The organism is Thalassospira marina, from assembly GCF_002844375.1.
In the GTDB taxonomy this organism is placed as follows: domain Bacteria; phylum Pseudomonadota; class Alphaproteobacteria; order Rhodospirillales; family Thalassospiraceae; genus Thalassospira; species Thalassospira marina.
In genome coordinates this window covers 3,853,107-3,879,908 of sequence record NZ_CP024199.1, presented here as the reverse complement: position 1 = coordinate 3,879,908, position 26,802 = coordinate 3,853,107, and the positions used below count along the sequence as shown (strand labels likewise).

Annotated in this window: 22 protein-coding genes; 18 read left to right on the top strand and 4 right to left on the bottom strand. The window is 54.5% G+C overall.

Annotated elements, in window-relative coordinates; translation table 11 throughout:
- The first annotated feature begins 6 nt into the window (after positions 1-6).
- The 8 genes from xdhA (at position 7) to CSC3H3_RS17590 (ending at position 10,642) form a co-directional block, all read left to right on the top strand.
- On the top strand, positions 7-1,494 hold the full coding sequence (gene xdhA, locus CSC3H3_RS17625; RefSeq protein WP_101285674.1) for a xanthine dehydrogenase small subunit: 1,488 nt from the start codon (positions 7-9) through the stop codon (positions 1,492-1,494).
- Entirely contained in the window at positions 1,487-3,937 is a 2,451-nt protein-coding gene (gene xdhB, locus CSC3H3_RS17620) for a xanthine dehydrogenase molybdopterin binding subunit (RefSeq protein ID WP_101285673.1), read from the top strand. The genes xdhA and xdhB overlap by 8 nt, the downstream gene beginning before the upstream one ends.
- 5 nt (positions 3,938-3,942) lie before the next feature.
- Positions 3,943-5,073 carry a xanthine dehydrogenase accessory protein XdhC gene (xdhC, locus tag CSC3H3_RS17615; RefSeq protein ID WP_101285672.1) on the top strand — a complete coding sequence of 377 codons (1,131 nt, stop codon included), beginning with the start codon at positions 3,943-3,945 and terminating at the stop codon, positions 5,071-5,073.
- A gap of 220 nt (positions 5,074-5,293) precedes the next feature.
- Positions 5,294-5,746, top strand: a complete 453-nt coding sequence (locus CSC3H3_RS17610; RefSeq protein WP_101286304.1) for a nucleoside deaminase — start codon at positions 5,294-5,296, stop codon at positions 5,744-5,746.
- Positions 5,747-5,861: 115 nt separating this feature from the next.
- Positions 5,862-7,463 (top strand): ABC transporter ATP-binding protein, encoded by a 1,602-nt coding sequence (locus tag CSC3H3_RS17605; protein ID WP_101285671.1) that lies wholly within the window; start codon positions 5,862-5,864, stop codon positions 7,461-7,463.
- Positions 7,450-8,529 carry an ABC transporter permease gene (locus CSC3H3_RS17600; protein WP_101285670.1) on the top strand — a complete coding sequence of 360 codons (1,080 nt, stop codon included), beginning with the start codon at positions 7,450-7,452 and terminating at the stop codon, positions 8,527-8,529. The genes CSC3H3_RS17605 and CSC3H3_RS17600 overlap by 14 nt, the downstream gene beginning before the upstream one ends.
- Positions 8,529-9,449, top strand: a complete 921-nt coding sequence (locus CSC3H3_RS17595; protein WP_101285669.1) for an ABC transporter permease — start codon at positions 8,529-8,531, stop codon at positions 9,447-9,449. The genes CSC3H3_RS17600 and CSC3H3_RS17595 overlap by 1 nt, the downstream gene beginning before the upstream one ends.
- Positions 9,450-9,571: 122 nt before the next feature.
- Positions 9,572-10,642, top strand: a complete 1,071-nt coding sequence (locus CSC3H3_RS17590) for a BMP family ABC transporter substrate-binding protein (RefSeq protein ID WP_101270567.1) — start codon at positions 9,572-9,574, stop codon at positions 10,640-10,642.
- A 237-nt stretch (positions 10,643-10,879) separates the two neighbouring features.
- Here the strand turns inward: CSC3H3_RS17590 and CSC3H3_RS17585 are convergent, their stop codons facing one another.
- Positions 10,880-11,332, bottom strand: a complete 453-nt coding sequence (locus CSC3H3_RS17585) for a hypothetical protein (protein WP_215907524.1) — start codon at positions 11,330-11,332, stop codon at positions 10,880-10,882.
- Between the two features lie 412 nt (positions 11,333-11,744).
- Between CSC3H3_RS17585 and CSC3H3_RS17580 the strand changes: the two genes are divergently transcribed.
- The 3 genes from CSC3H3_RS17580 to CSC3H3_RS17570 all read left to right on the top strand — a co-directional run bounded on the left by CSC3H3_RS17580 (position 11,745) and on the right by CSC3H3_RS17570 (position 14,790).
- Complete coding sequence (locus tag CSC3H3_RS17580; protein ID WP_101285668.1) at positions 11,745-12,278, top strand: PAS domain-containing protein; 534 nt, start codon at positions 11,745-11,747, stop codon at positions 12,276-12,278.
- Positions 12,279-12,303: 25 nt separating this feature from the next.
- Positions 12,304-13,482, top strand: a complete 1,179-nt coding sequence (locus CSC3H3_RS17575; protein WP_101270431.1) for a methyl-accepting chemotaxis protein — start codon at positions 12,304-12,306, stop codon at positions 13,480-13,482.
- A 69-nt stretch (positions 13,483-13,551) separates the two neighbouring features.
- Positions 13,552-14,790 carry a histone deacetylase family protein gene (locus CSC3H3_RS17570; RefSeq protein WP_101285667.1) on the top strand — a complete coding sequence of 413 codons (1,239 nt, stop codon included), beginning with the start codon at positions 13,552-13,554 and terminating at the stop codon, positions 14,788-14,790.
- A 33-nt stretch (positions 14,791-14,823) separates the two neighbouring features.
- Here CSC3H3_RS17570 and CSC3H3_RS17565 read toward each other — a convergent pair whose 3' ends face one another.
- Positions 14,824-15,723, bottom strand: a complete 900-nt coding sequence (locus CSC3H3_RS17565; protein ID WP_101285666.1) for a LysR family transcriptional regulator — start codon at positions 15,721-15,723, stop codon at positions 14,824-14,826.
- Between the two features lie 90 nt (positions 15,724-15,813).
- Between CSC3H3_RS17565 and CSC3H3_RS17560 the strand changes: the two genes are divergently transcribed.
- The 3 genes from CSC3H3_RS17560 to CSC3H3_RS17550 all read left to right on the top strand — a co-directional run bounded on the left by CSC3H3_RS17560 (position 15,814) and on the right by CSC3H3_RS17550 (position 18,741).
- Positions 15,814-16,464 carry a CidA/LrgA family protein gene (locus tag CSC3H3_RS17560; protein WP_245881168.1) on the top strand — a complete coding sequence of 217 codons (651 nt, stop codon included), beginning with the start codon at positions 15,814-15,816 and terminating at the stop codon, positions 16,462-16,464.
- The gene (locus tag CSC3H3_RS17555; protein ID WP_101285665.1) at positions 16,451-17,152 is read left to right on the top strand and encodes an LrgB family protein; all 702 of its coding nucleotides are present in this window, start codon (positions 16,451-16,453) and stop codon (positions 17,150-17,152) included. Before CSC3H3_RS17560 ends, CSC3H3_RS17555 begins: the two co-directional genes overlap by 14 nt.
- A gap of 62 nt (positions 17,153-17,214) precedes the next feature.
- Positions 17,215-18,741: a hypothetical protein gene (locus CSC3H3_RS17550; RefSeq protein ID WP_101285664.1), complete on the top strand. Its 1,527-nt coding sequence runs from the start codon at positions 17,215-17,217 to the stop codon at positions 18,739-18,741.
- Between the two features lie 11 nt (positions 18,742-18,752).
- Here the strand turns inward: CSC3H3_RS17550 and CSC3H3_RS17545 are convergent, their stop codons facing one another.
- Complete coding sequence (locus CSC3H3_RS17545; RefSeq protein ID WP_101285663.1) at positions 18,753-19,673, bottom strand: LysR family transcriptional regulator; 921 nt, start codon at positions 19,671-19,673, stop codon at positions 18,753-18,755.
- 317 nt (positions 19,674-19,990) lie between these two features.
- Here CSC3H3_RS17545 and CSC3H3_RS17540 point away from each other — a divergent pair, with 317 nt between their 5' ends.
- Positions 19,991-21,181, top strand: coding sequence for a urate hydroxylase PuuD (locus CSC3H3_RS17540; protein WP_101285662.1), 1,191 nt, complete (start codon positions 19,991-19,993; stop codon positions 21,179-21,181).
- Positions 21,182-21,286: 105 nt separating this feature from the next.
- Here CSC3H3_RS17540 and CSC3H3_RS17535 read toward each other — a convergent pair whose 3' ends face one another.
- Positions 21,287-22,255 (bottom strand): MBL fold metallo-hydrolase, encoded by a 969-nt coding sequence (locus CSC3H3_RS17535; RefSeq protein WP_157831945.1) that lies wholly within the window; start codon positions 22,253-22,255, stop codon positions 21,287-21,289.
- A 115-nt stretch (positions 22,256-22,370) separates the two neighbouring features.
- Between CSC3H3_RS17535 and CSC3H3_RS17530 the strand changes: the two genes are divergently transcribed.
- The 3 genes from CSC3H3_RS17530 (at position 22,371) to urtB (ending at position 26,799) form a co-directional block, all read left to right on the top strand.
- Complete coding sequence (locus CSC3H3_RS17530) at positions 22,371-23,294, top strand: LysR family transcriptional regulator (RefSeq protein WP_245881167.1); 924 nt, start codon at positions 22,371-22,373, stop codon at positions 23,292-23,294.
- A gap of 382 nt (positions 23,295-23,676) precedes the next feature.
- Entirely contained in the window at positions 23,677-24,954 is a 1,278-nt protein-coding gene (gene urtA / locus CSC3H3_RS17525) for an urea ABC transporter substrate-binding protein (RefSeq protein WP_101270415.1), read from the top strand.
- A gap of 150 nt (positions 24,955-25,104) precedes the next feature.
- The gene (gene urtB, locus CSC3H3_RS17515; protein WP_215907523.1) at positions 25,105-26,799 is read left to right on the top strand and encodes an urea ABC transporter permease subunit UrtB; all 1,695 of its coding nucleotides are present in this window, start codon (positions 25,105-25,107) and stop codon (positions 26,797-26,799) included.
- The last annotated feature ends 3 nt before the right edge of the window (positions 26,800-26,802 follow it).

Genomic DNA, 26,802 nt, shown 5'->3' with positions numbered 1-26,802 from the left:
GAGACAATGACGAATATGCGAAGCGACATCCGCTTTTTGCTGGGCAATGAAGAACGCCGGATCGAAAATATCGACCCGCAGACGACCGTGCTGAATTACCTGCGCCTTGATGAACATAAATGCGGCACCAAGGAAGGGTGCGCCGAAGGTGATTGTGGGGCCTGCACGGTTGTTCTGGGCGAAGTTGATGAAACCGTGCCGGGTGCCATGCGCTATCGCACGGTGAATGCCTGCATCCAGTTTGTGCCAACACTTGATGGCAAACAGCTGTTGACGGTCGAACATCTTAAATCCGCCGATGGCAGCCTGCATCCGGTTCAGCAGGCGATGGTCGATACCCACGGCTCGCAATGTGGCTTTTGCACACCTGGCTTCGTCATGAGTCTTTATAAAATCTGGCTGGATGGTGGCGAGGATGACCGTGGTGCCATCAATGATGCGCTGGCCGGGAATTTGTGCCGTTGCACCGGCTATGGCCCGATCATCGAGGCTGCACGGGCATCGGGCGGCGCTGGAATAAATGATGTTGTTGAACAATCACGCCGAAAAGATGTGGCTGATCGCCTGAAAGGCCTGGTTGGCGAGGGGGGCGGGCTTGAAATCACCCATCCGCGTGGCCGTTATTTTGCCCCGCGTAGTAGTGACAAACTGGCGCAAATTCTGGTTACCCACCCTGATGCCATCATTCTGGCAGGCGGGACAGATGTGGGTCTGTGGGTGACCAAGCACCTTAAACGTCTTGATCCGATTGTTTATATCGGCGATGTCGCTGACCTTAAATCGGTAGAAGTGCGCGATGGCGATGTGCATATCGGTGCCGGTGCTACATACAGCGATGCGCATGGCGCGCTGGGCGATATTGCGGCTGATCTGGGCGAACTGGTACGTCGTATCGGTTCCCGCCAGATTCGCAATGCAGGCACGTTGGGCGGTAACATTGCCAACGGGTCGCCAATTGGTGATACCCCGCCAGCATTGATCGCGCTGGGGGCGCGGCTGGTTCTGCGCATGGGCGATGTGCGGCGTGAAATCCCGCTGGAGGATTTCTTTATCACCTATGGCAAGCAGGACCGCGCCAAGGGTGAGTTTGTTGAAAAAATTATTGTGCCGAAACCCGCAGGCAGCAGCCAGTTTCGTGCCTGGAAAATCTCCAAACGGTTTGATCAGGATATCACTGCCGTTTTGGGGGCCTTTGCCATCACGCTTGAAAATGGGGCGGTCAGTGATATCCGCATTGCCTTTGGGGGCATGGCGGGAACGCCGATGCGGGCCAAAAAATGCGAAGCGGCCATTATCGGCCAGCCCTGGACTGACGAAACCCTGAACACCGCCCGCCTTGCCCTGGCTGACGATTTCAAACCCATGACCGATATGCGGGCATCGGGGGAATATCGCATGTTGGTGGCGCAAAACCTTTTGACCAAACTTTATATCGAAACCACACAGCCCGGCGTGGCAACCCGCCTGGTCGGGAAGGCGGTGTCCCATGGGTGAAACCCGCGAAATTCTGGCCCCGACCACGGGGCTTAACGGTGGTGTGCGATCCGCCAGCAAGCATGATAGTGGCCCCAAGCACGTTACCGGCGAAGCCGTTTATATCGATGATATTGTCGAGCCTTACGGCACCCTGCATCTGGCACCAGGGGCGGCGACCATTGCGCATGGCCGCATTACCCGGCTGGATCTGTCAAAGGTGCGTTCGGCACCGGGTGTTGTGTGCGTTTTAACGGCCGATGATATCCCCGGGGCCAACGACGTATCGCCCGCCCATACCCATGACGAACCTGTTTTGCCCGATGGCATTGTGCAGTTTTACGGCCAGCCGGTATTTTGCGTTGCTGCCGAAACCCGTGAACAGGCCCGTGCGGCAACCAAACTTGCCGAAATCGAATATGAAGAACTGCCCGCCATCCTGTCGATTGACGATGCAATGGCGCAGAAATCCTATGTCGCTGAACCGCATGTAATGAAACGCGGCGATAGTGCATCGGCCCTGGCAAGCGCCCCGCACCGCCATGCCGCCCGCATGGTTATCGGCGGGCAGGACCATTTTTATCTGGAAGGACATATATCCTTTGCCATCCCGCAGGAAGATGGCGACGTTTTCATTCATTGCTCGACCCAGCATCCATCCGAGGTCCAACATAACATCGCCAATGTTCTGGGCCGCCCAGCCAACGCGGTAACGGTTGAAGTGCGGCGCATGGGCGGTGGTTTTGGTGGCAAGGAAACCCAATCCATGCAATGGGCGGCACTGGCCGCGATTGTGGCGGTTAAAACCGGTCGCCCCGCCAAAATGCGCCTGGACCGCGATGATGATATGATCATGACCGGCAAACGCCATGACTTCGTGATCGATTACGATATCGGCTTTGATGATGATGGCCGCATTTGTGGCGCAGATATTCAATTCGCGGCGAACTGTGGTTTCAGTGCCGATCTGTCATCTGCGATTGCCGATCGTGCCATGTTCCATACCGATAATGCCTATTATCTGGGTGATGTCGAAATCCGGTCCTATCGCTGCAAGACCAATCTGGTATCCAACACTGCCTTTCGCGGTTTTGGTGGCCCACAGGGCATGGTGGCGATTGAACGCATCATTGATGAAATCGCCCTTACGCTAGGGCTTGATCCGCTTGATGTGCGCATTGCCAATTATTATGGCGGGGAAGGGCGCAATATCACCCCCTATTATATGACGGTAGAAGACAGCGTCCTGCCGGAATTGACCCGCGATTTGCTGAAAAGCAGTGATTACCGCGCACGCCGTGCCGAAATTGAAGCCTTTAACGCCCAAAGCCCGGTGATCAAACGTGGCATTGCCATTACTCCGGTCAAGTTTGGTATTTCCTTTACCACCACGTTTCTTAACCAGGCCGGTGCGCTGGTGCATGTCTATCAGGATGGGTCGGTTCATTTGAACCACGGTGGCACCGAAATGGGGCAGGGCCTGTTTATCAAGGTTGCCCAGGTTGTTGCCGAAGAATTCCAGATCGATCTGGATAATATCAAAATCACCGCCACCAATACCGGCAAGGTGCCCAATACATCGGCCACAGCGGCCTCGTCGGGCGCGGATATGAACGGCATGGCCGCGCGCAATGCCGCACGCACCATCAAGGAACGGTTGGTGGCCTTTGCTAGCAACCATTATGGGGTTGATGCAACCGCCATACATTTTTTGCCCGGTCGGGTCAGGGTGGGCGATAAGGCCGATATTAGCTTTGCCGAACTGGTGAAAATGGCCTATCTCGGCCGTGTGTCGCTTTCGGCAACCGGCTATTACGCCACACCAAAAATCCATTATGACCGTGAAACCGCATCAGGTCGGCCATTTTATTATTTTGCCTATGGCATGGCGTGCAGCGAAGTCATGATCGATACGCTGACGGGCGAAAACAGGGTCACACGGGTTGATATCCTGCATGATGTTGGCCAATCGCTAAACCCCGCCATTGATCGCGGTCAGGTCGAAGGCGGTTTTATTCAAGGTATGGGTTGGCTAACAACCGAGGAATTATGGTGGGATGATAGTGGGCGCATTCGCACCCATGCACCATCGACCTATAAAATCCCGGCTTGTTCGGACCGCCCCGATGATTTCCGCCTGGAATTGTGGTCGTCGGGTCGCAATGTGGAAAAAACCATTCACCGTTCCAAGGCTGTCGGGGAACCGCCCCTGATGCTGGCAATTTCCGTGCATCGCGCCATTGCCCATGCGGTGGCATCGGTTGCCGGTCATAAAATTGTACCCGCACTGGATACGCCGGCAACACCCGAAGCCGTGCTAAAGGCGGTGGCGCGATTGGCGGCGACGTCGGCAGTGGCAGTGGCCAATAGTGCATCTGCTACTGGCACAGCGGGAAATGATAAGGTTCCTGCGGCTTCTGGTGCCGGAATGGTTGGGGTTGGTGCCCCGCAGGCCGGGGTATAGTATTTATGTCCGCCCTTTCCCCTCTGTCACTGGATGCAAAATCGTGGTCGGCCCTGCTTGCGGGGGATCAACCCGTTGTCATGGTTAGTGTTGCATCCATTGCCGGTTCCACACCGCGCGAAGCCGGGGCCTTTATGCTGGTTGGTTGCCATGAAACGGCAGGGACAGTTGGTGGCGGTAATCTTGAACATCAACTGGTGCGCCATGTGCGCAAGATGCTGGCCGATGGTATTGCGCCCGACGCCCATTTCATGCGCTACCCGTTGGGGCCTGCATTGGGCCAATGTTGCGGTGGTGCGGTGGATGTTGCCTTTCATGCCCTAAAACCTGCCCGGAAGGCAGTTTTTCAGGCTGCCCTTGCTAAGGTGCAGGCTGGCAGTGGCGGCGGCGCGGGTGTTTGGCTGATGTTGCCCTGTGAAGATGCCGCCAGCAGCACATTTACCATGTTCACCGGGCCAGCAGCAGATGCCCTGACGCAACATTTTGGCACCCTGCGTGGCGGGCTGGTGAAAGATGCGAGGGCATGCTTTTCCGGCTTTCCGGCGGCGGCGCAAAGCCGTGATTGGGCTGACAATATGGTTTCCAGTTCATCCAGCGCAGCATTGATGGTGCGCCTGGATGACGCGGCAACGCCATTATGGCTGTTTGGGGCGGGGCATGTGGGGGCGGCAATTGTTCGTGCGCTTGAACCCCTTCCATTTGATGTCCACTGGGTCGATTCGCGGGCCGATTATATTGATATTGCGGCCAAAAGCCGCCTTCACCCGGTTCATAGTCCCAACCCGTGGGAAGAAATCGCCGATCTGCCCGCTGGCGCAATGGCATTGATTTTAACCCATTCCCATGCCGAGGATTTTGAAATCTGCCGTCATGCTCTGCTGCGTCCTGATCTTTCCCTTGTGGGTATGATCGGCAGTGCCACCAAACGTGCGCGATTTATGGCGCGTATGCGCGAACGCGGCCTTGCCGATGGCGCGCTTGCGCGCCTGTGCTGCCCGATCGGGGTTGAAGGCATTACCGGCAAGCACCCGGCGGTTATTGCGGCATCGGTGGCGGCTCAACTGGTTGGCCTGCGCGAACAGGGGCTGGCGCAAACGCTGCCATCACCGGCGCGGGCACAAAACGATTTGGGCTGAATTTGTTGAATTTGGTGATACTGGCGAATTTTGAGGTGCCACGCCGTAACCGGACTTAAATGACCTGATACCGGGCAAAAATGCAATGTCCGCAAATACATAGAAGGGTATGTCTCCGGCATATTGCGGGGGCAGGACCAGATCAATAACAACCCGGAAACCCGGGACAGGACCATAATAAGGAGTAAAGGCTGTGTGTGATGATGCCCGGCATAAACATATGCGCCACGCAGTAAAATTATCGCGCCAGAAAATGGAAGAAGGCTGCGGTGGGCCGTTCGGCGCAGTTATTGTGCGCGATGGCAAGGTCATTGCCGAAGGTTGGAACAAGGTCACATCCAGCATGGACCCGACGGCCCATGCCGAAGTTTCCGCCATTCGTGCCGCGTGCGAGGCCCTGGGGGATTTCAGCCTGGCCGGTTGCGAGATTTACACCAGTTGCGAACCGTGCCCCATGTGCCTGTCGGCCATATACTGGGCCCGCATTGACCGTATCTATTACGCCAATGGGCGCGAAGATGCCGCCGCGATTGGATTTGACGACCAGTTTCTGTATGACGAGGTCGCAAAACCGATTTCACAGCGCGAATTGCCCTGCGAACATATCGAGATGAAAGAGGCCGCCGACGTATTTGCAAGCTGGGCTGCCAAAGAAGACAAGATCGCCTATTAAAAAAAACCTATTCAAAAAAGCACCGAGACAGTTTGATTACGGCGCCGGGCAGGGGTAAAACGCCTTTGGCGTATGTAATCGGATCGCAATCAGGGGGTGGCAGACAGTGACCGCGATGACCGGCAATACCACCGGGGCAGTCGAACAACGAACGGGATCAGGGCCCGCGCAGCTTGAAATTCGCGGCGTGACCAAGGCTTTCCCCGGTTGTTTGGCAAACGACAATATCAGTTTCAGGATCGAGCCGGGCGAAATCCACGCCCTGCTGGGTGAAAACGGCGCAGGCAAAAGCACGCTGGTCAAAATGATCTATGGCGTTATGCAGGCCGATGCCGGGGAACTGTTATGGGAAGGAAAGCCCGTTACCATCGCAAGCCCCCATGATGCGCGCGAAATGGGTATTGGTCTGGTGTTTCAGCATTTTTCGCTGTTTGAAACCATGACCGTGCTTGAAAACATCGCCCTTGCCATGAATGACGTGCGCGATATGGCCGTGCTGCGCCAGCAGGTGATCGAGGTTGAAAAAACCTATGGTCTGCCGTTGGACCCGGACCGCCATGTTTATACCCTGTCGGTTGGCGAACGGCAGCGCATCGAAATTGTCCGCTGCCTGCTTCAGAATCCCAAACTTCTGATCCTTGATGAACCGACATCGGTTTTAACCCCGCAGGAAGTAGACAAGCTGTTTGAAACCCTGCGTCGCCTGTCCGCCGAAGGTTGCGCCATTCTTTATATCAGTCACAAGCTGCATGAAGTGAAAGCACTGTGCGAACATGCAACGGTGCTGCGTGGTGGCAAGGTTGTTGATACCTGCGACCCGCGTGCGGAAACCGCCAAATCCATGGCCGAAATGATGATCGGTCAGAAACTGGTTGCACCGGATCGTGGCGTTCGCCCGGCCCCGGGGGATGTGCGCCTGTCGGTTAAAAACCTGTCGCTGGTCAGTGATCAGCAATTTGGCACCGATCTTAAGGACATTTCGTTCGAGGTTCGCGGTGGGCAAATTCTTGGCGTTGCCGGTGTTGCCGGGAACGGCCAGAACGAACTTTTCCAGGCGCTTGCCGGTGAAACCGAAATTCACGGCGCGCCTGATTGCATTTCACTGGATAAACAGCCCGTGGCCGATTTTGGCCCGCGCCGTCGCCGTCGTCTTGGTGCAGCCTTTGTGCCCGAAGAACGCAATGGTCACGGTGCCGTCCCGGAAATGAGCCTGGCTGAAAACGGCTTTTTGACTGCGTTTCGTCGTATGGCCCTGTCTGCGCGCGGTTTGATCCGCGAGGTGCCGACGCGCAGTTTTGCCGAAGGCATTATCAAAACATTCGATGTCCGCACCACCGGGCACGGGGCCGAGGCAGGAAGTCTTTCGGGCGGGAATTTGCAAAAATTTATCGTCGGGCGCGAAATTATGCAGGACCCCGGCGTTCTCGTCATTTCCCAGCCGACCTGGGGTGTTGATGCCGGTGCAGCCAGTGCCATTCATCAGGCCCTGCTGGATCTGGCGGCAAAGGGCACGGCGGTTCTGGTGATTTCACAGGACCTGGACGAAATTTATGCCATTTGTGATCAGGTCGTGGTCATGGCGGCGGGCAAGATGTCTGCTGCGCGCAATATGGCGGATGTAACGATTGATGAAATCGGCCTTCTGATGGGCGGGCTTCATGATTTGGGCGGGGATCTGGCCCCGGAACAGAACGGAGGCCAGAATGATCCGGCTTGAACCACGTCGCCAGCATTCGCAGAAAATGGTGTATCTTTCACCGCTGCTGGCCATTTTGCTGACCCTGATTACCGGTGCCATCATTTTTGCCTTTATGGGCAAGGACCCGATCGAGGCGCTCTATACCTTCTTCATCATGCCGATCAATAACGCCTATGGCGTGGGCGAGCTGTTTGTGAAGGCAACGCCGCTGGTGATTATCGCCGTTGGTTTGGCGATGGGCTTTCGCGCCAATGTCTGGAATATCGGTGCCGAAGGCCAGCTTACCATGGGGGCCATTTTTGGCGGTGGTCTGGCACTGGCATTTTATGACAGCGAAAGCGCGTTGTTGTTGCCGGGTATGTTTGTGCTGGCTGCCATTGGTGGTACCTTCTGGGCGGCCATTCCCGCCTGGTTGCGGACGCGCTTTAATGCCAATGAAATCCTCACCAGCTTGATGCTGACCTATGTCGCCACCCTGTTTCTCAGTTATCTGGTGTACGGGCCGTGGCGTAACCCCGAAGGGTTCAGCTTCCCTGAATCCCGCGCCTTTCCCGATGCTGCCCTGCTGCCGATTATTTATGATGGCACGCGTGTCCATCTCGGCGCCATTTTCGCCTTGCTGATTGTTGCGGGCGGCTGGGTTTTGCTGACCAAGTCCGTGGTTGGTTTTCAGCTTCGCGTTGTGGGCCAGGCACCGCAGGCCGCGCGTCATGTCGGTTTCCGGCAAAAACGCATGGTGTGGTTTACCCTTTTGTTATCAGGCGCGCTTTCCGGTCTTGCCGGGATGTTCGAGGTGGCAGGGCCGATCGGGCAGCTTCAGCCTTCCATCTCGCCGGGGTATGGTTTTACCGCCATTATTGTTGCCTTTTTGGGCCGCTTGCACCCCATTGGCATTCTGTTTGCCGGGCTGGTCATGGCGCTGACCTATCTGGGGGGTGAACTCGCGCAAATTGGCCTGGGCCTGCCCAGTGCTGTAACCGGGCTTTTCCAGGGGATTTTGCTGTTTTTCCTTTTGGCCTGTGATGTTTTGACCAAATACCGCGTTCGTTTTGGCACGGTAAGCAAATCCGGGGAGACCGCCTGATGGATTGGATCGTACCCTTTATCCTGACCGTAATCACGGCATCGACCCCGCTTTTGCTGGCGGCCACGGGCGAATTGATCACGGAAAAATCGGGTGTTCTCAACCTTGGTGTTGAAGGCATGATGCTGATTGGTGCCATTGCCGGTTTTGCCATTACGGCATCGACCGGCTCGGCAACGCTGGGTATTTTTGCGGCAGCCATTGCTGGCATGGTAACGGCCCTTGTTTTTGCCTTTCTAACGCTTACCCTGATGGCCAATCAGGTGGCAACCGGCCTTGCGCTGACAATTTTCGGGGTGGGGATTTCCGCCCTTGTTGGGTCGGGCTTTGTTGGTTTTGCCATTGAACCGCTGCCGGCACTCAATATTCCGGTCATCAGCGACATTCCCGTAATCGGGCCGATCCTGTTCGGGCAGGATTTTCTTGTTTATTTCTCCATCTTCATGGTGCTGGCATCGGGCTGGTTTTTAACCCGGACGCGCGCAGGGCTTATCCTGAAGGCGGTTGGCGATTCCCACGATTCAGCACATGCGATTGGCTATAACGTGATTCGTATCCGTTATATGGCAACGCTTTTTGGTGGGGCAATGTCGGGGCTGGGCGGGGCGTATCTGTCGCTGGCCTATACGCCGATGTGGGCCGAAAACATGACGGCCGGTCGCGGCTGGATCGCGCTGGCGCTCGTCGTGTTTGCCACCTGGCGTCCGGGGCGTCTTCTGGCCGGGGCTTACATGTTTGGCTGTATTTCGGTTCTGCAGTTGCATGCGCAAAGTGCGGGCATCAATGTACCCTCGCAATTCATGTCGATGCTGCCTTATCTTGCAACGGTTGTGGTGCTGGTGATCATTTCCAGCGATTATACCAAAATCCGTCTTAATGCGCCGGCCTGTATTGGCAAGGCGTTCCGACCGGCGCAATAACGTCGGCGTCCATGGGAGGTGCGTCACACCCAATACTGACGCGCAATGTTGATTGTACGCGATAACAGGTATAAATCCTGTGCAGAGGTTTTAAGGGAGACATTCTTATGAAGGCACGTTTTATGAAGCGTACGGCAGCGGCTCTTGCCGCCGTTGGCGCACTTGCTCTGGGCATGGGGGCAGCACAGGCAGCCGATCCGCTTAAGGTTGGTTTTGTCTATGTTGGTCCGGTAGGCGATTTTGGGTATTCCTACCAGCACGACCAGGGCCGCAAGGCTGTTGAGGAAAAATTCGGTGACAAGGTGAAAACCTCGTTCGTGGAAAATGTACCGGAAGGTGCAGACGCCGAACGCGTTATCCGCCAGCTCGCCCAGACCGGTCACGAACTGATTTTCACCACCTCGTTTGGTTTCATGAACCCGACCATCAAGGTGGCAAAGCAGTTCCCGAATGTGAAATTCGAACATGCAACCGGTTACAAGCGCGCCGATAACGTTGCAACCTATGCCGCACGTTTTTATGAAGGCCGTTATGTTGCTGGTGTGATTGCCGGTAAAATGACCAAAAGCAACGTGATCGGTTATGTCGGTTCGTTCCCGATCCCCGAAGTTGTGCGTGGCATCAACTCGTTCATGCGTGGTGCATGGTCGGTTAACCCGGATGTGAAAGTCAAAATCGTTTGGGTCAACAGCTGGTATGATCCGGGTAAAGAAGGCGATGCAGCCAAGGCCCTGATCGACCAGGGTGCGGACATCATGGTTCAGCACACCGACAGCCCGGCACCGCTGCAGGTTGCTGAAAACCGTGGCATCAAAGGCTTCGGTCAGGCTTCCGACATGATCAAATTTGCGCCCAAAGCCCAGCTTAGCGCGATTGTTGACCATTGGGACGAATACTATATCGACCGCGTTCAGGCCGCCATGGACGGCACCTGGAAAGCGGAAGACACCTGGCATGGCCTGAAAGAAGGCATGGTCCATATGGCACCGTTCACCAACATGCCGGACGATGTTGCTGCCCTTGCCAAGGAAACCGAAGAAAAAATCGCTTCGGGCGACATCAAGATCTTTGAAGGCCCGATCTATGACCAGGCTGGCGAACTGCGCGTCAAGGAAGGCGAAGTTGCCCCTGACGAAATGCTGCTGGGCATGGACTGGTACGTTAAAGGCATCGATGCCGAACTGCCGAAATAATGTGATTTAACGCAAGAGTGCCGCATTTGCCGCACCCTTGCGAGATACACAAACAGCCCCGCCGGGTCATCTGGCGGGGCTGTTTTGTTTCGGGATGACGTATTGCTGGCGCGATCTGGGTAGAGGGCTTTGCGGCCCCGTAAATGGTCGCCAGCATGATTTTTTGAGGTTAAAAGGCCGGAACACTGCAACAGGGGTATCAGGCCCGTGTGATGGCCCGCAGGGGGCTGGCAGGTTTCATTTGCTGCCCTTGGCCGGTTTGCCATTACTGGCATGTGCAGTGGCATCGTCCTTTAGCGGGGCGAGTTCGATTTTCTGGTCATCGGGGTGGGTTTTGGGTTTGATGCGGTTGGCGTCGGGGGCTTTCAGGGTTTCGTAAAACACCATTTCGGCACGCGGGTGCAAAAGGGCATAAAGGGCAGCGCGCAGGAATTTCAGCTTCACGCGGCGCTGGCGGCTTTGCCCGGCCCATTTTTCGCGGAAAAGCTCCATATCGTCCTGGCGTTCAAAATAGATCACCATGTCAACGATTGGCGCGCTTTGGTCCGATTTGGGCAATTCAATATTGCGAATGCCCATGGTCCAGCGGTCATGGCGGATATTTTTGTCCAGCCAGTCCAGCACATTTTTTGCCGAATGCTTTTCGTGGATCACCACGCGATATGGAAACTTGCTTAGATCCTTTGTCATATCCATCCCCGAACCGGTCCCGGCAATGGGGATAATTATATACCATTTCCGGGTGTTGCGACGATTATTTGCAGTGTTGCATCCCGATGCATCCCAATGCCAACGACAAAAAACAGGTGTTTGCGGCCGGATCGGCAAACTGGCGGGATTGCGCGGGCACAGGGATTGCCGATGCTGGTTTTCACTAACCTGTGCGAAGGGATAGTGCCAAAAAAACAGGCTATTTTGGATTGATCGTTTCTTGAAAAATGTGGAATTAATCTAATTTCTAAAAAGTGGTTTACCCGGTGATAGAAGGCAAAATTTACATTGGTCCTTCGTCACGTTAGGGTTACATGATATCCGGACAGGCAGGGTGCCGTGCCATTACGCACAGGTACGGAAAAACGATAATACAAACCGGGGATGAGGCGTGACAGAAACACGATCACATGTGCAGCCAACAGGCAAAGAGCGCCATTTTGGTGCCGATGAACTGATTGTCAGCAAAACCGACCTTAAAGGCCGGATCACCTATGCCAATGACACATTTCTGCATGTTGCCGGTTACAGCGAAGATGAACTGCTAGGCGAACCCCATTCCATTATCCGCCATCCCGATATGCCGCGCTGCGTGTTTCAGTTGCTGTGGTCCGAGATCGAGGCCGGGCGCGAAATTTTCGCCTATGTCGTCAATCTGGCGAAAAACGGCGACCATTACTGGGTTTATGCCCATGTTACCCCCAGCTTTGATTCGCAAGGAAAGATCACCGGTTATCATTCCAACCGTCGTGTTCCCGAAGCGGGCGTTGTCGAAAAAACCATCAAGCCGCTTTATGCCGAATTGCGCAAAATCGAGGAAAGCCAGCCCAGCCGCAAGGAAGGCATGCATATGGCAGCCCGCGCGATGGCGCAAAAGGTCAAGGATCTGGGCCTTGAATACGACCAGTTCGTCCAAAGCCTGTAAGTAACGTTAAAGCCGAGGTTAGAAGATGTCCCTGTTTGGCGGGTCTACGAAGTCGGGAATTCAAAAGGCGCTGGAAGTTGTCGAAGCGGCAGCAAATGGCGACTACGAAGCCCGTATCACCCATGTTGACAGCCATCCGCAGATGCGTGACCTGTTTAACGCGATCAACCGGCTGATCGACCGTAATGATGCCTTCCTGCGCGAAAGTGCGGCATCAATGGCGGCGGTGGCGGAAAACCGTTATTACCGCCGTATCGTCGAAACCGGGCTTGTCGGCTCCTATTTGACATCGGCGCGCGAAATTAACGCTGCCACCGGCATGATCGAAAAGAAGCTGGGCGGTTTCCAGAAGGTCGTTGATGATTTCCGCAGTGGCTCGTTTGATGCGGTGGACCGTATCGCCCAGGCATCGGTCGCACTGGAAGGTGCATCGGATGATGCCAGCCGCATCGCCCAGGAAACCAGCACCCGTTCCACGGCTGTTGCTGCTGCTGCCCGCCAGACGGCTGATAATGTTTCGGGTGTTTCTGCCGCGTCCGAGGAACTGAACCATTCCATCCGCGATGTTAGCGAACAGGCCCGTGAATCGGTTGATATTGCGCATCGTGCCAATGGGCTGGCGCGCGAAACCGATGGGCGCATCGGTCAGCTTGAAACGGCTGCGGTTGAAATTGTCGAAGTCGTCAGCTTCATTCGCGATATCGCTGCCCAGACCAACCTTTTGGCCCTTAACGCCACCATCGAGGCCGCCCGCGCGGGCGAAGCGGGCAAGGGTTTTGCCGTGGTCGCCAACGAGGTCAAGGGACTTGCCAATCAGACCAGCAAGGCTACCGAAAGCATCGAGGAAAAAGTTCAGGATATCCAGAACGCGATCGAACTTTCGGTTGGCTCGATCCGGGAAATTGCGGGCGTGATTGATGATCTGGCAGCACGATCGGACCGGATTTCAACCAATGTTGAAACCCAGACTTCGCTTTCAAGTGACATGACGCATAATGTCGAGCAGGCATCGGGCGGGGCGCGCGAAGTAACCGATAACATCACGGCGGTTTCGGATATGACCTCGCAAACCGGGCAGGCCGCTGGCACAACACGCGAAATGGCAACCGACCTTGCCCGACAGGCCGAAAACCTGCGTACCCAGCTTGGCGGTTTTCTCGATAATATTACCGAATTGCTGTATACTACTGCGCGTAAAAAATGATCCGCAGGTAAACCACCGGCAGCATCCTTGAACCGGTATGTCCTTGTGGACCGGTTCAGGGATATGACAATGCGGGTATTTTTTAATGCGCGTCATGATGCCCATGACGTGAAATCCGAATTTTATCACGGCCATACTATTCCGCCGCTTGATGACCCACGGCGCATGGGCATCATCCGCGATGCGCTGGCGCATAAAATTGCCGCCCGCCTTGTTGAACCGGTTGATCATGGCATGGCACCCATTCGTGCAGTCCATGATGCCCGCTATCTGCATTTTCTAAGCCATGCCTGGCAGGACTGGCAAAAAGCCGGTTATGATGGTGCTGCCATCCCGGCCATCTGGCCTGCTTCCCCCCGTCAGGCAGGTGATACAAATTTGTATCGCAGGAATTTCACAAACTTAGATGGCACCGCCAATTTGCGCGGCGGAGATGCCGCAAGCGGGCAGGCACAGGAAAGCGGTGTGCCCAAACATGCGCAAGAGCAGCTTTCTGAAGCAGCTTCAGCTTCAGATGCGGCGTCAGACCTAGCCCCAGCCCGGAACATGGCACCGGCGGAAGACGCGCATATCGTCAAGCGACTGGGATATTACGCCTATGCCATTGATACCCCAATTGGCGAAGGAAGCTGGCAGGCGGCTTATTGGGGCGCGCAAAGCGCCATTTCGGCGGCGAATGCCCTGCTTGATGATGGGGAAGCCGCCTTTTGCCTGAGCCGCCCGGCAGGCCACCATGCCCATGAAGCGCGATATGGTGGATATTGCCTGCTTAATAACGCCGCCATTGCCGCCCAGCATATGCGGGCAAAGGGGGCCGGGCGTATTGCTATTCTTGATATTGACCAGGATCACGGCGATGGCACCCAGCAGATATTCTATCACCGGGGCGATGTTTTAACTGTTTCTATCCATGCCAGCCCCGATACCCATTTTCCCTATTTTACCGGCTATGCCCATGAACAGGGGGAAGGTGGCGGATATGGTGCCAATTTGAACCTGCCCCTGGCAGATGGCAGTGGCTTTGCCGGTTTTGGCGCGGCGATGGAGCAGGCTGCTGCAAAAATCGCCAGCTTTAACGCCGATATGCTGATTGTGTCGCTGGGCGTTAATGCCCATGAATTTGAACCCTTTGGCCGTTTGGGGTTGATGACATCCGATTACGAAAAAATCGGCGCACGAATTGCCCAAATCGGCCTGGGGACCCTGTTTGTCATGGAAGGCGGTTATGCGCATGATGTGATCGGGCAGAACGTGGCGGCGGTGCTTGCGGGTTTTCTGGGCGATACCAGTGCAGCCATGATGCCGTAGGTGCCGGGGCGTGTTTGCGGTGTTAGGCGGGCATCATGCCGGATGTACGGGTGAAACAGGGTAAATTTCCCGGACAATTTCCAGCCAGGCGCGGGCGGCATGGGATAAAAACCCGTTTTGCCGCCAGATCATGGCCATGTCCCATTGGGTATCGGGTTCGTCAAGTTCGATATATTTCAGCCCGGTATGCGGGCGTTGCTGCGCGATCATGCGGGGCAGGAAGCTGACACCCAAATTGGCGGCAACCAGTTCCATTATAAAATCAATCTGGCTGCTGCGCGCGGCAATAACCGGATCGATATTTTTGCGCCGTGCTGCATTGATCAGCACGCGGTTCAGGGCAAATCCCTTTTCAAACAGGATTAACGGGGTATCGGCCAGATCATCAAACGAGATGTGGCTTTTATGTGCGGCATCATGCCCGGCAGGCAGCAGGGCGACCAGCGGTTCGCATCTTACAGGCTGGGCAACAAAACCCTGTGCGGTTGGCAAAAGCGATGCACCCAGTTCGATATCGCCGCTTTCAAGCATTTCTTCCAGCCGGGTGCTGCCCTGTTCAACCAGGCGAATATCGATACCGGGGAAGCGTTTGCGATAAATGGCAAAAACCGGGGCGAACAGGGTGTTGCTGCCAATTGGTGGCAGGCCCAGATGCAGGGCTCCTCGTTTTAGGCCGCGGATTTCATCAAGTTCTGCCAGCAGGTCTTCGCGCTCGGCCAGAATGCGCAAGGCACGCGCATAAACAACCTCGCCAGCTGCCGTCATGCGGCTGCTATGCCCGATGCGTTCAAGCAGGGGAATGCCAACTTCATCTTCAAGCTGGCGTACCGCCTTGCTGATGGCCGATTGGGTGACAAAAACGGTTTTTGCCGCCTGCGAAAACCCGCCCTGGCGAACAACCTCGACAAAGGCGCGAAGGGTGCGTACATCCATGATTATTCCCATTTGGAATAAAATTAAGTAAATCAATTCATTTTTATCATAAAATGGATGGTTCTATGCTGCTGGTCAAGGAGAACAACCATGACCAAGCGCCCGAAGCCTTTTTCCACCCGCACATCCAATGCAGCATTACCCAGCGACATGGCGACCGGCCAAACGGCGCGAGACGTTGCCGATGGATTTGCCATGCGTGCTGCACCGGCGCGTGCGCCTGCCATTACCGGGGTGTCGGGCGGGCGTATTGGTCATGATGCGGTTACTGGCACCGTGATTGGCGTGGACGCTGGAACTGGGATCGACACAAATCATGTTTTGCGTCCGGCGCTGCCCCTATCCGGGCTGACGGTGCGGGGGCGTTATGTTTTGCGTAATAGCCAATTGCTGCAAATTGCCGCAATTTTTGCCTTCTGGCTGTTGGGCGAGGCGGTTGTACGCTTTTGCGATATTCCTGTGCCTGGCGGCATTATTGGCATGGTGGTTGTGTTTTCCCTGCTTGCCAGCCGGCGGATCAGCCTGCGCAGCATGCGCCGGGGTGCACAATGGTATCTTGCCGAAATGCTGCTGTTTTTCATCCCGGCCGTGCTGGCGGTGTTAAACCATCACGAATTATTCGGGGTTTTGGGCGCCAAGGTCCTGGTGGTGATTTTGGGCAGCACCGCATCGGTCATTGCGGTGACGGCACTGGTCATGGACCTGTTTGTGCGGTTTCGGGGGCGTCATGATCTGGTTTGAAAACCCGGTGGCACAGGGCGTTTTCTGGTCGGTTGCGACAATCGGGTTTTATCTGGTGGCGCGCAAAATGCACCGGCGCTGGCGTCGTGGCTGGTTAACGCCGCTTTTGATTACCCCTGTTATTCTGATTGCGCTGGCATTGCTGCTGCATGAAAATTATGGCGATTACATTCGCGGGACGGGCTGGCTGGTAACACTGTTGGGTCCAACCATGGTTGCCTTTGCCATCCCGATTTATGAACAGCGCAAATTCATTATTCGCCACTGGCCGGTTCTGGCCGCTGGTGCGCTGGCTGGCAGTGCTACGGCCATGGTAACCGGCTGGTGCCTGGCAACGTTTCTGGGGCTTGATGGGGCGTTACGGCTAAGCCTGCTGCCACGATCCATCAGCACGCCCTTTGCGATGGAGGTTTCAGGCGATATTGGCGGTATTCCGGACTTAACCGCTGTTTTTGTGGTGATTACCGGTGTCTTTGGCGCTGTGCTGGGCGAAATTATGCTGGCCCGCCTGCCGGTTACATCCAGTCTGGCGCGGGGGGCGGCACTTGGCATGGGCGCACATGGTGCAGGTACGGCCAAGGCACATGAAATTGGTACCGAGGAAGGATCGGTCGCCGGTTTGATCATGGTGCTGGTTGGTCTTTTGAATGTGCTGCTAGCTCCAATTGTTGTTTATATTATGAGCTGAAATATAATATGTTTTATTCTATCGGATTTTTTGAAAAGATATTTCGTGATTAAGGAGGTTGTGTGGAAGAAGATGAGGTTCGCTTTGTCCCGTACGCGGAGGGCACTGCCGTTATACGTCACTCTCAAACTGATGAAGTGTTTCACGTTGAAGGTGAGGATCTTGTTTGGGAGAAAATCGGTGGAGAAGAGCGCGAAATGGGGATGGAGTATCTGTATGAGGCAGATATAGATCATCCCGAATTAGGAATATTGGTTTGGTTTGTTTCGGAATATCCTGTTGGTAGCGAAAATTATAAGGAATGTAATGTAAACGGGCACACAATCGAAGAAAATCTTGATTTTGGAATGCGGTTTGAGGTTGAGCATGAGCAGGATTATATAGATGCTGCTGCTATGGAGCTTGTTGAATGGTTCTCGGCTAGATATGAAGATCCTGCTAATAGCTTGCCATATATTACAAAAGAGGGTGGGTATCAGTGGATATATGGTGGGCCGTATGATGCAACAGAGGTTCTTTCTGATAGTTTTCTAGATGCAGACCCTAAAGTGATTGAGAAGGCAGTTGCGATTATTGAAAAAGATGGTTTGTTTGATTGGAGTTTGAAGCCCGAGTTCGAGGATGAATATTTTTCTCAAGACGATGATGTTCTTTTTGAGGAAGATATAGAAGAAAATGAGGATTTGGTTGAAGATGATACATCAGATGTCGAGGGTGAAAGATATTGGTTGAATCAAGATGCTGGGATTCAATTTTCTTTTAGTGGGGATGGAAGGGTAGTAGTTAATGAAGCATTTGTATCGGAAGAAATAAGTTCTGATAAAGAAAAAATAAAATTGGCTTGTTTCGATGTTGCGACTGATTTGGTGGCATGTTTTTCTGGGAGTAATGCATTTCCTTCATTGGAGAGAATATCTAAGCGTTATGCGAATTTGTTGTCGGAAAAATCATTGGATATAAATAACTTATATGTTTTGGGTGTGAGGCTGCAAAATATTCGTGCATCAACTCTCCGTAGTATTTCGAGTGGAGATTTGCCTAGTTTTTCGAGTGATCAGGAGGAGACTTTAAATTCTGTTTTGGAAATTCACGGGGTACTGATTTCCTCTCTTGAAAAAGGAAGGGAGTTGCTGTCTAGGGCAAGAGAATATGCTTTCGATGCCGGAAATGTGGAGCGTTATAAGTCTATTTCTGATGGATTCTCAACGGCATTTTATGGTGTGGAAGATTTATTTGAAAAGAGTGCAATAGAAGAAATAATCGAAGTGAATGAGCAAGTGGGCAGTGGACCTATCCCAGCGATGTCTAATGACGTGTCGAGGTCTATGATCACAAATATTTTAAAGTTATTTAGTAATAGTATTTTTGGAGGGGGTAAATTTGTTGCAGCGTCTATCTTAGGTGGTGCTGTAGCAAGTAGTAGTCTTGGGCTGGATGTTAGCCAGTTATTAACACAGAAAATCGACTATATCTTGTTATTTGTCAGGGACAATTTGCCGCTTATAAAAAGCTTTCTTCCTTTCGTTGCTGGTGATCAAGTATGGCTGATCAATATGATCAAAAAGGTTGAAGAAAAATTCAGATATTAAAATAGAGAATGTCAATTGATGTCGTTGCCCCAAGGTGGCGTGCCGCCAAATTCGGCCACCAGAAAATCGACAAAGGCGCGAACCCGCGTTGGTAGATAGCGGTTTTCGGGATAAAGCGTGTAAACCGCATGGGCGGGGGGTGTGCAGTCCGGCAGGACAATTTTCAGGGCGCCGGACTGAATATGCGGCCCGACTTCCCACATCGATTTCAGGGCAATGCCGTGCCCGTCCAGGCACCAGCGGGTTAAAACCTCGCCATTATCAGAATCCATCGAACCGGATACCGAAAGCGTGGTGGGGGCTTCGTCGCCGTCGCGCTGCAACGTCCATTGATATTGGCGCGAACCGGGAAAGCGCAGTAACAGGCAGTTATGATCCAGCAGATCGGACGGCGTGCGCGGCGTGCCATGCCGTTTGAGGTATGCGGGGCTTGCCACCAGCACCCGTTTGTTGGCCGCAAGCTTGCGCACGATCAGCGAGCTTTCCTTAAGCTCGGCAATGCGAATGGCAAGATCGACCTTATCCTGCAACAGGTCCAGAAGCCGGTCGGACAGATGCAGGCGGATTTGCACATCAGGGTTTTTTTCGACGAATTTCGGAATGATCGGGGCAACGAACATATTACCAAATGCTACCGGGCAGGTAACGGTTACCGGGCCGCGGGTGGTGTTTTTCTGGTTGGCAATGGCGTTTTCGGCTTCTTCCATTTCGGCCAGAATGCGCTGGCAATGGCGATAATAGATATCGCCTTCCGTCGTCAGGCCAACCCGGCGTGTGGTGCGATTAAGCAGGCGCACGCCCAGCCGTTCCTCAAGGCGTGCGATCCGGTTGGAAACCACGGCGGCGGAATGGCGTAATTCACGCCCGGCGGCCGAAAGATTGCCCAGTTCGGCAACACGGACAAAAATCTGGATGTCCTCGAAATCGGACATGGGGCTAACTCTCACTCTTGTTTGGGGGCGGCCCGTTATGCCGGGCGCTGTGGCGATTGGCCTGTTGTTTTGCGCTTTGCCTTGGCCTTGATCGCTGTTTTGACTTTGCCATTTTAAAAAATGTCTTGAAAGTCATTTCGATTATGTCCGCTTCCTAAATAATAGAGCCCCCGCCAGCCCTGTGTTAGGAAAATAGGGATTGTAAGAATTCTGAAAATTCGCGTCGTAATATGCTGCAAGGCAACATCAGGGGCGGGTACCGGGCGCGCAGAGACGTAAATCGCGGCGCAACCCGGTAAAAGAGAGGGACCAAACAGGTGGACATTCTGTTTCAGGACTGGATCAATCTGATCCTGCGCTGGGCGCATGTGATTACCGGCATCGCGTGGATTGGCTCGTCATTTTATTTTGTGTGGCTGGACCTGTCGCTGCGCAAGCGGCCGGGCATGGATGACGGCGTATATGGTGAAGCCTGGATGGTGCATGGCGGTGGCTTTTACCATGTCAATAAATGGATGGTGGCACCCGCCAAAATGCCCGATGACCTGCACTGGTTCAAATACGAGGCCTATTTCACCTGGCTTACGGGTTTTACGCTGCTGGTAACCATGTATTACTGGAGTGCTGAATCCTACCTGATCGATCCATCCGTTATGCCCATGACCAAATGGGATGCGATCCTGACCGGGTTGATCAGCCTGGTTGCGGGCTGGTTCATTTATGATTTTATCTGCAAAAGCCCGATTGGCCGTAAAACCAGCACCCTTGCCATCGCCCTGTTTATCCAGATCATGGCCTTTGCCTGGCTTTATACCCACGTTTTTAGCGGGCGCGGGGCGTTTATCCATGTCGGTGCGCTGATTGGCACAATGATGGCGGCGAACGTGTTTCGCATCATCATTCCCAACCAGAAAAAGGTGGTCGCATCACTGATGGCCGGTGAAAAACCTGACCCGGCACTGGGTCTGCAGGCCAAGCAGCGTTCGACCCATAATAACTATCTGACCCTGCCGGTACTGGCGATGATGATCAGCAATCATTATCCCATGACCTATGCCCATGATCATTCCTGGATCGTGATTGGTCTGATTCTGATTGTGGGTGGGCTGGTGCGCCATTTCTTCAATACCCGCAATGCTGGTGGCAGCGGTGGTGCCATTGCCTGGCAATTGCCTGCAGCCGCCGTGTTCATGGCGATTTTGGTGGTGTTTGTATCCTACGACCCCAATGCACCGAGCGCGGGTGATGTGATTTCGTCAAACCAGGCGATGGGCATTATTCAAACCCGTTGTGCCGTGTGCCATTCCGCCCATCCCACCGAAGATGGCTTTGACGAAGCCCCGGCCGGGGTAATGTTTGACAGCCTTGATCAGGTGCATAGCAACGCACAGCGCATTATGGCGCAGGCGGTTATCGGCAAATCCATGCCGCTGGGCAATTTAACCGAAATGACCGACGAAGAACGTGCGCAGCTTGGTCAGTGGATCCGGGCGAAAATGCCGGAATAGCTAATTATTGCATATCAGGCTCGGCGCGCCTGCTGAGAAAGATAACCAGACAGGGATGCGCATCGAGGCATCCCTGTTTGCGTTTTCGGGTCTTTATGTCTGATTTTAACTGGTTACCGGGTGCCAGCGATAGGCCGTTTCATTTTGATGGCGCGAAACATGGCCCAGCCCCGGAAAGGCAATATGGCATCCCGCAACAAGGAATTGTTCGCGTGCGGCCAGTTCCAATGCCTGTTTGCGGCTGGTGATGGCGGCCGTGATATCAACATCAAAACAAATGGCGATATCGGGGTCTTCAAACTGAAGGATATGACCATGTGAAATATCACCCCAGCAGAGAAGTGCGGTTGCGCTATCCTGCAATCCCACGCCTGTTTGAACAATAATGCCGCTATGCCCCGGTGAATGGCCGGGCAGCAGAATGGACTGCGCAATGCCGGGAATGGGGGCTTCGTTATCATCGTAAATCGAAACGCGCCCGGCATTGGCATAGGGGGTGATGCAGCCAATGGCATTTTTGAAATGCGGTTGCGTGGGGGCTGGGGCCTTTGCCATTGCGGCAGGACTTAGGAAAAAATCCGCATCGCGCTTCGGCATATGCACGCGGGCATTAGGAAATGTCATGTCACCAGTGCGGATCAGGCCGCCGAAATGGTCGTTATGCAGGTGGGTCAGGATGATATCATCGACCTGCGCGGGCTGATAACCCGCCGCCTGAAGATTACCGGCCAATTGGCCCAATGCCGGGCCGCCCAAATCACCGCTGCCCGTATCAATCAGGATCAGGCGGTCAGGGCGCGCGACCAGAAATGCATTAAATGATCCCGGTGCGGGCAGTTCCTGGCCGTGGTGGCGAAACCGGTCGCGCACATGTTCGGGTGTTGTGTTGCGGTAAAGCGCATCAAGCGGAAAGGGCAGGGTGCCATCACAAAGTGCGATGATGGCTGTTTCGCCCTGCATGATGGGATAAAAACCCGGCGCGGCATTGGTGTGCTGTGGCTGGCCTTGCGGGATGGGTTGATCGGGCTGGCTGGATTGGCGGGGATGCGCAGGTGGCATTGGCGAAACGTCCATGATGGCTTCCTGTTTGATCCCTGCGGGCGTATGGGCGGGCAGAGCGGTTGATGCTTTCGAAGTCGCGTCAAACAGGGTATATCTGGCCTTATCATCAATCAAATCGATGCCAGTAATGCATAATATCGACCATTTCAATTTACGGTCTTTTGACCTGAATTTGCTGGTGGCCTTTGATGCCCTGATCAGCGAAGGCAGTGTTACCCGTGCTGCTGAAAAATTGCGGATCGGCCAACCGGCCATGAGCCACAGCCTGGCAACCCTGCGCCTGTTATTGGGTGACGAGCTTTTTGTGCGTATCGGTCAGAAAATGCAGCCAACGGCCCGGGCGCAAAGCCTGGCAGGCCCCATTCGCGAGGCATTGCATCAGGCGCAGGCGGCCCTGAAGGTGGGCCTGCAGTTTGATCCACGCACCGAAAAGCGTGTTTTTCGCATTGGTGTTTCTGACGAAATGGCCCAGGTGCTGTTGCCCGCTTTGATGGCGTATCTGGCGCAAAAAGCCCCCAATATTGGGGTGCTGGCGCGGGATATCAGCCTTGCGACACTGGAACAGCTTTTAAGCCGCAGCGAAATTGATGTTGCCGTTGGCGTACCCTATGTCCCGCAAGGGGCATTCAGGGGCGAGCGCCTGTTTGAGGCGCAGGCCTGTTGCTGTTTTCGTCCTGATCTGATTGGTTTGACAGGCGCATTTGATGATGCCGCCTATTTTGCAGGCCGCCATGCCGTGTTTTCGCAGGTCAGTGACATATCAGGATGCGTTGGCGAAATTTACCGCAATACCGGCCATATGCTTGATGTTGGTTTTGCCGCCCCGGCCTTTGTGCCGTTGCTGGCGGTGGCGGCACAGGCACCCTTGATTGCAACCGTCCCTGCACGGATTGCGCAGCTTTTTGCCCCGAAATTTGGCCTGACAATTGGGCATGTGCCGATCGCATCGGGGTTTTCGGCGGCCCATATGGTGTGGGCGGGGCATGGCGACCATGATGTTGCCCTGTCCTGGTTGCGCGATTGTGTTCGCGCCAGCCTCGAGGGGAAGTAAGTAAGGTGGGTGCCCGTGCAGATCATGCATCCGGCGGAAATGTAAAACACCCTGCCAGGGCAAACTGGCAGGGTGCCTGAGGTATTGTGGTGCAATAACCTCGCGTGGAGGCCGAAACCTCCGGGCGGTGGGATACGCCTGTTGCCGGGGTGGGTCAAGCACCTTTGGGTTGATTAAAAAACAGTCAAAAAAAATCAGTTGAGCGAAAATTAGTCATTTCAAATGAAGTGTGCGCAATAATTTTCTACTATAGCGGATTGTACTATCGTTAAATTGCGTTGAGTCTCTGCGGTTTTGGTGATTTTGCTTAAAACTTCAAAATCTGGCACGATTTTGGCTAGTAGCGCTGCGGTGCAATAAAAACTCGCAGTGGAGGCTACTAATGAAGACGATGCTTCAGACGATCGTCGGCGCGGGGGCGCTGGCGTGGTCTGCAATGGCTATGACGCCCGCGCAGGCTGCTGATGACACGATCAAGATTGGCGTTCTGCACTCTCTTTCGGGAACGATGGCAATTTCGGAAACCACGCTGAAGGACACCGTCCTGATGCTGGTGGACGACCTTAATAAAAAAGGCGGCCTTCTGGGCAAGAAGGTTGAAGCTGTTGTTGTTGACCCGGCATCCGACTGGCCGCTTTTTGCCGAAAAGGCCCGCGAACTTCTGGAAAAAGACAAGGTCGCGGCGGTTTTCGGTTGCTGGACTTCGGTCTCGCGCAAATCGGTTCTGCCGGTGTTTGAAGAAGATAACGGTCTGCTGTTCTATCCGGTCCAGTTTGAAGGCGAAGAAAGCTCGCGCAATGTATTCTATACCGGTGCCGCGCCGAACCAGCAGGCGATCCCGGCTGTGGATTACCTGATGAGCGAAGATGGCGGCGGGGCGCAGCGTTTTGCCCTGCTGGGGACCGACTATGTTTATCCGCGTACCACCAATAAAATCCTGCGTGCCTATCTGCACAGCAAGGGTGTTGCCGATGAAGACATCATGGAAAATTACACGCCGTTCGGTCATTCCGACTGGCAGTCGATTGTTTCCGATGTGAAGGGCTTTGCCTCGGCTGGCAAGAAAACCGCTGTGGTTTCGACCATCAATGGTGATGCCAATGTACCGTTCTACAAGGAACTGGCAAACCAGGGCATCAAGGCTGAAGATATTCCTGTTGTTGCTTTCTCGGTCGGGGAAGAGGAACTGGCCGGTATTGATACCGCACCGCTGGTGGGGCATCTGGCCGCATGGAACTATTTTGAAAGCGTTGATAGCGAAGCCAACGCAGCTTTCATCAAAAAATGGCATGATTACATTGGCGATGAAAAACGCGTCACCAATGACCCGATGGAAGCCACCTATATCGGCTTTACCATGTGGGCGCATGCCGTTGAACAGGCAGGCACCACCGATGTCGATGCGGTTCGCCAGGCCATGTATGGCCAGAAAGTACCGAACCTGACGGGCGGTGTGGCTGTGATGAACACCAACCATTACCTGTCCAAACCGGTTCTGATTGGTGAAGTCCAGGATGACGGCCAGTTTGATACCGTCTGGAGCACCGATGACGTTGTCGTGGGTGATTCCTGGTCGGATTACATTCCTGAAAGCGCAAAGCTGACAGCCGACTGGACCTATCCTTGGGTCTGCGGCAACTGCGAAAAACCGACATACTGATCGGACCTGACGGGCCGGATGCGCCAGATATGCGCATTCCGGCCCGTTTTATTGCCGTCCTGCGGTAAGGCAATGGCCGTTTCTGCCTGATCAGCCTGATCAATTCCGGCCTGCCTGTATCTTTGAATGCGCGATGCGAAGGCTTTGATCATGCGTCAAAACAATTTCCTGCCTGCGCCCGGCGGGCTTTCTGCCCGTATCTTTCGCCGTTTCTGGCTGTCGCTTATGGCTGTTATGGTCGTGGCGGTTATGGCGTCATCTGCCCGGCCTGCCTGGGCCTTCAGTGATGAACAACTGCGCCAGACTGTCGAAAAGCTGAACACCCAAAGTGCGACCAAAAAACTTGATATCATCGCCAAAATGGCTGCCGATGGTGACCCGCGCGTCGCCCCGGTGCTTGAAGCGTTGCTTGAGGGTGACCTTTATGTCAGCAAGGCCGACGACAGGGTTGTGATTGGCAAAAAGCAGGGCAAGGTCTGGCAGCATATCGATGTGGTCAGTGGTGCGGTGACGGGTGAAAGTGCCTCGCGCGATCTTGGCAAAATTCGCATTAACAACCGGCTGCGTGGTGCGCTTCGCGATGCGCTGGCAAGCCTTAATCTTTTCAGTCCTGATCTGGCAACACGCCGGGCTGCGGTAGAAACCATCATGGATGCCCGCGACCCGGAAATGGCCCCGTTGTTAAAACGTGCCATCGAACGCGAAGAAAACCCCGACCTTCTGGCACGCATGGAACTGGCACAGGCGACAATGGCCCTTGCTGCCGGGAAAACGTCGGAAGAACGCCTTGAGGCAATCAATACACTTGCTGGTCAGACCACACCGCAAATTCGTGCCGTGCTGCTGCAATTTGTAAATGCCGCCGAAACCGAAAATTACGACCCCAAGGTGGTTGCCGCCGCCAAGGATGCTGTCGCCTCGGTCGAGGGGCGGTTGAAAATGTGGCAGACCGCCGGGGATGTTTACCGTGGCATCAGCCTGGGGTCGGTTTTGCTGCTGGCCGCAGTTGGCCTTGCCATTACCTTTGGTGTCATGGGTGTCATCAATATGGCGCATGGCGAAATGATCATGATTGGCGCCTATACCACCTATGCCGTGCAACAGGCATTTTCCGCCTTTTGGCCTGCTGGTATTGGCTGGTCGCTGGCCGTGGCGGTGCCAATGGCGTTTCTGGTATCGGGTGGGATTGGCGTGGTGATTGAACGTGTCATCATCCGGTTTTTATATGGCCGCCCGCTTGAAACGCTTCTGGCAACCTGGGGGCTTAGCCTTGCGTTACAGCAGGCCATTCGCAGCCTTTTTGGTGCCAGCAACCGCCAGGTCGTCGCCCCGGATTTCATGAGCGGTGCCATCGAATTTTCAACCGGGCTGGTGCTGACCTATAACCGGCTGTGGATCATTCTGTTTAGCGTGATTGTTGTTGCCGGTATTGCCTTTGTGCTGCGTTACACGGCCTTTGGTTTGCAAATGCGCGCGGTAACGCAAAATCGCCGTATGGCTGGGTCGGTTGGTATTCGTACCGGCTATGTCGATGCACTGACATTCGGCCTGGGGTCAGGCATTGCCGGGATTGCCGGTGTTGCACTTAGCCAGATTGACAATGTCAGCCCCAATCTGGGACAGGGATATATCATCGACAGTTTCATGGTCGTGGTGTTTGGCGGCGTTGGCAATTTGTGGGGCACGGTGCTGGGGGCTTTCAGCCTGGGTATTGTGAACAAATTCCTTGAACCGGTTGCAGGCGCGGTGCTGGCAAAAATCTTTGTGCTGGTGGCACTTATTCTGTTTATCCAGAAACGTCCCAAAGGGTTGTTTGCCCTTAAGGGCCGCGCGGTGGAGGCCTGATCC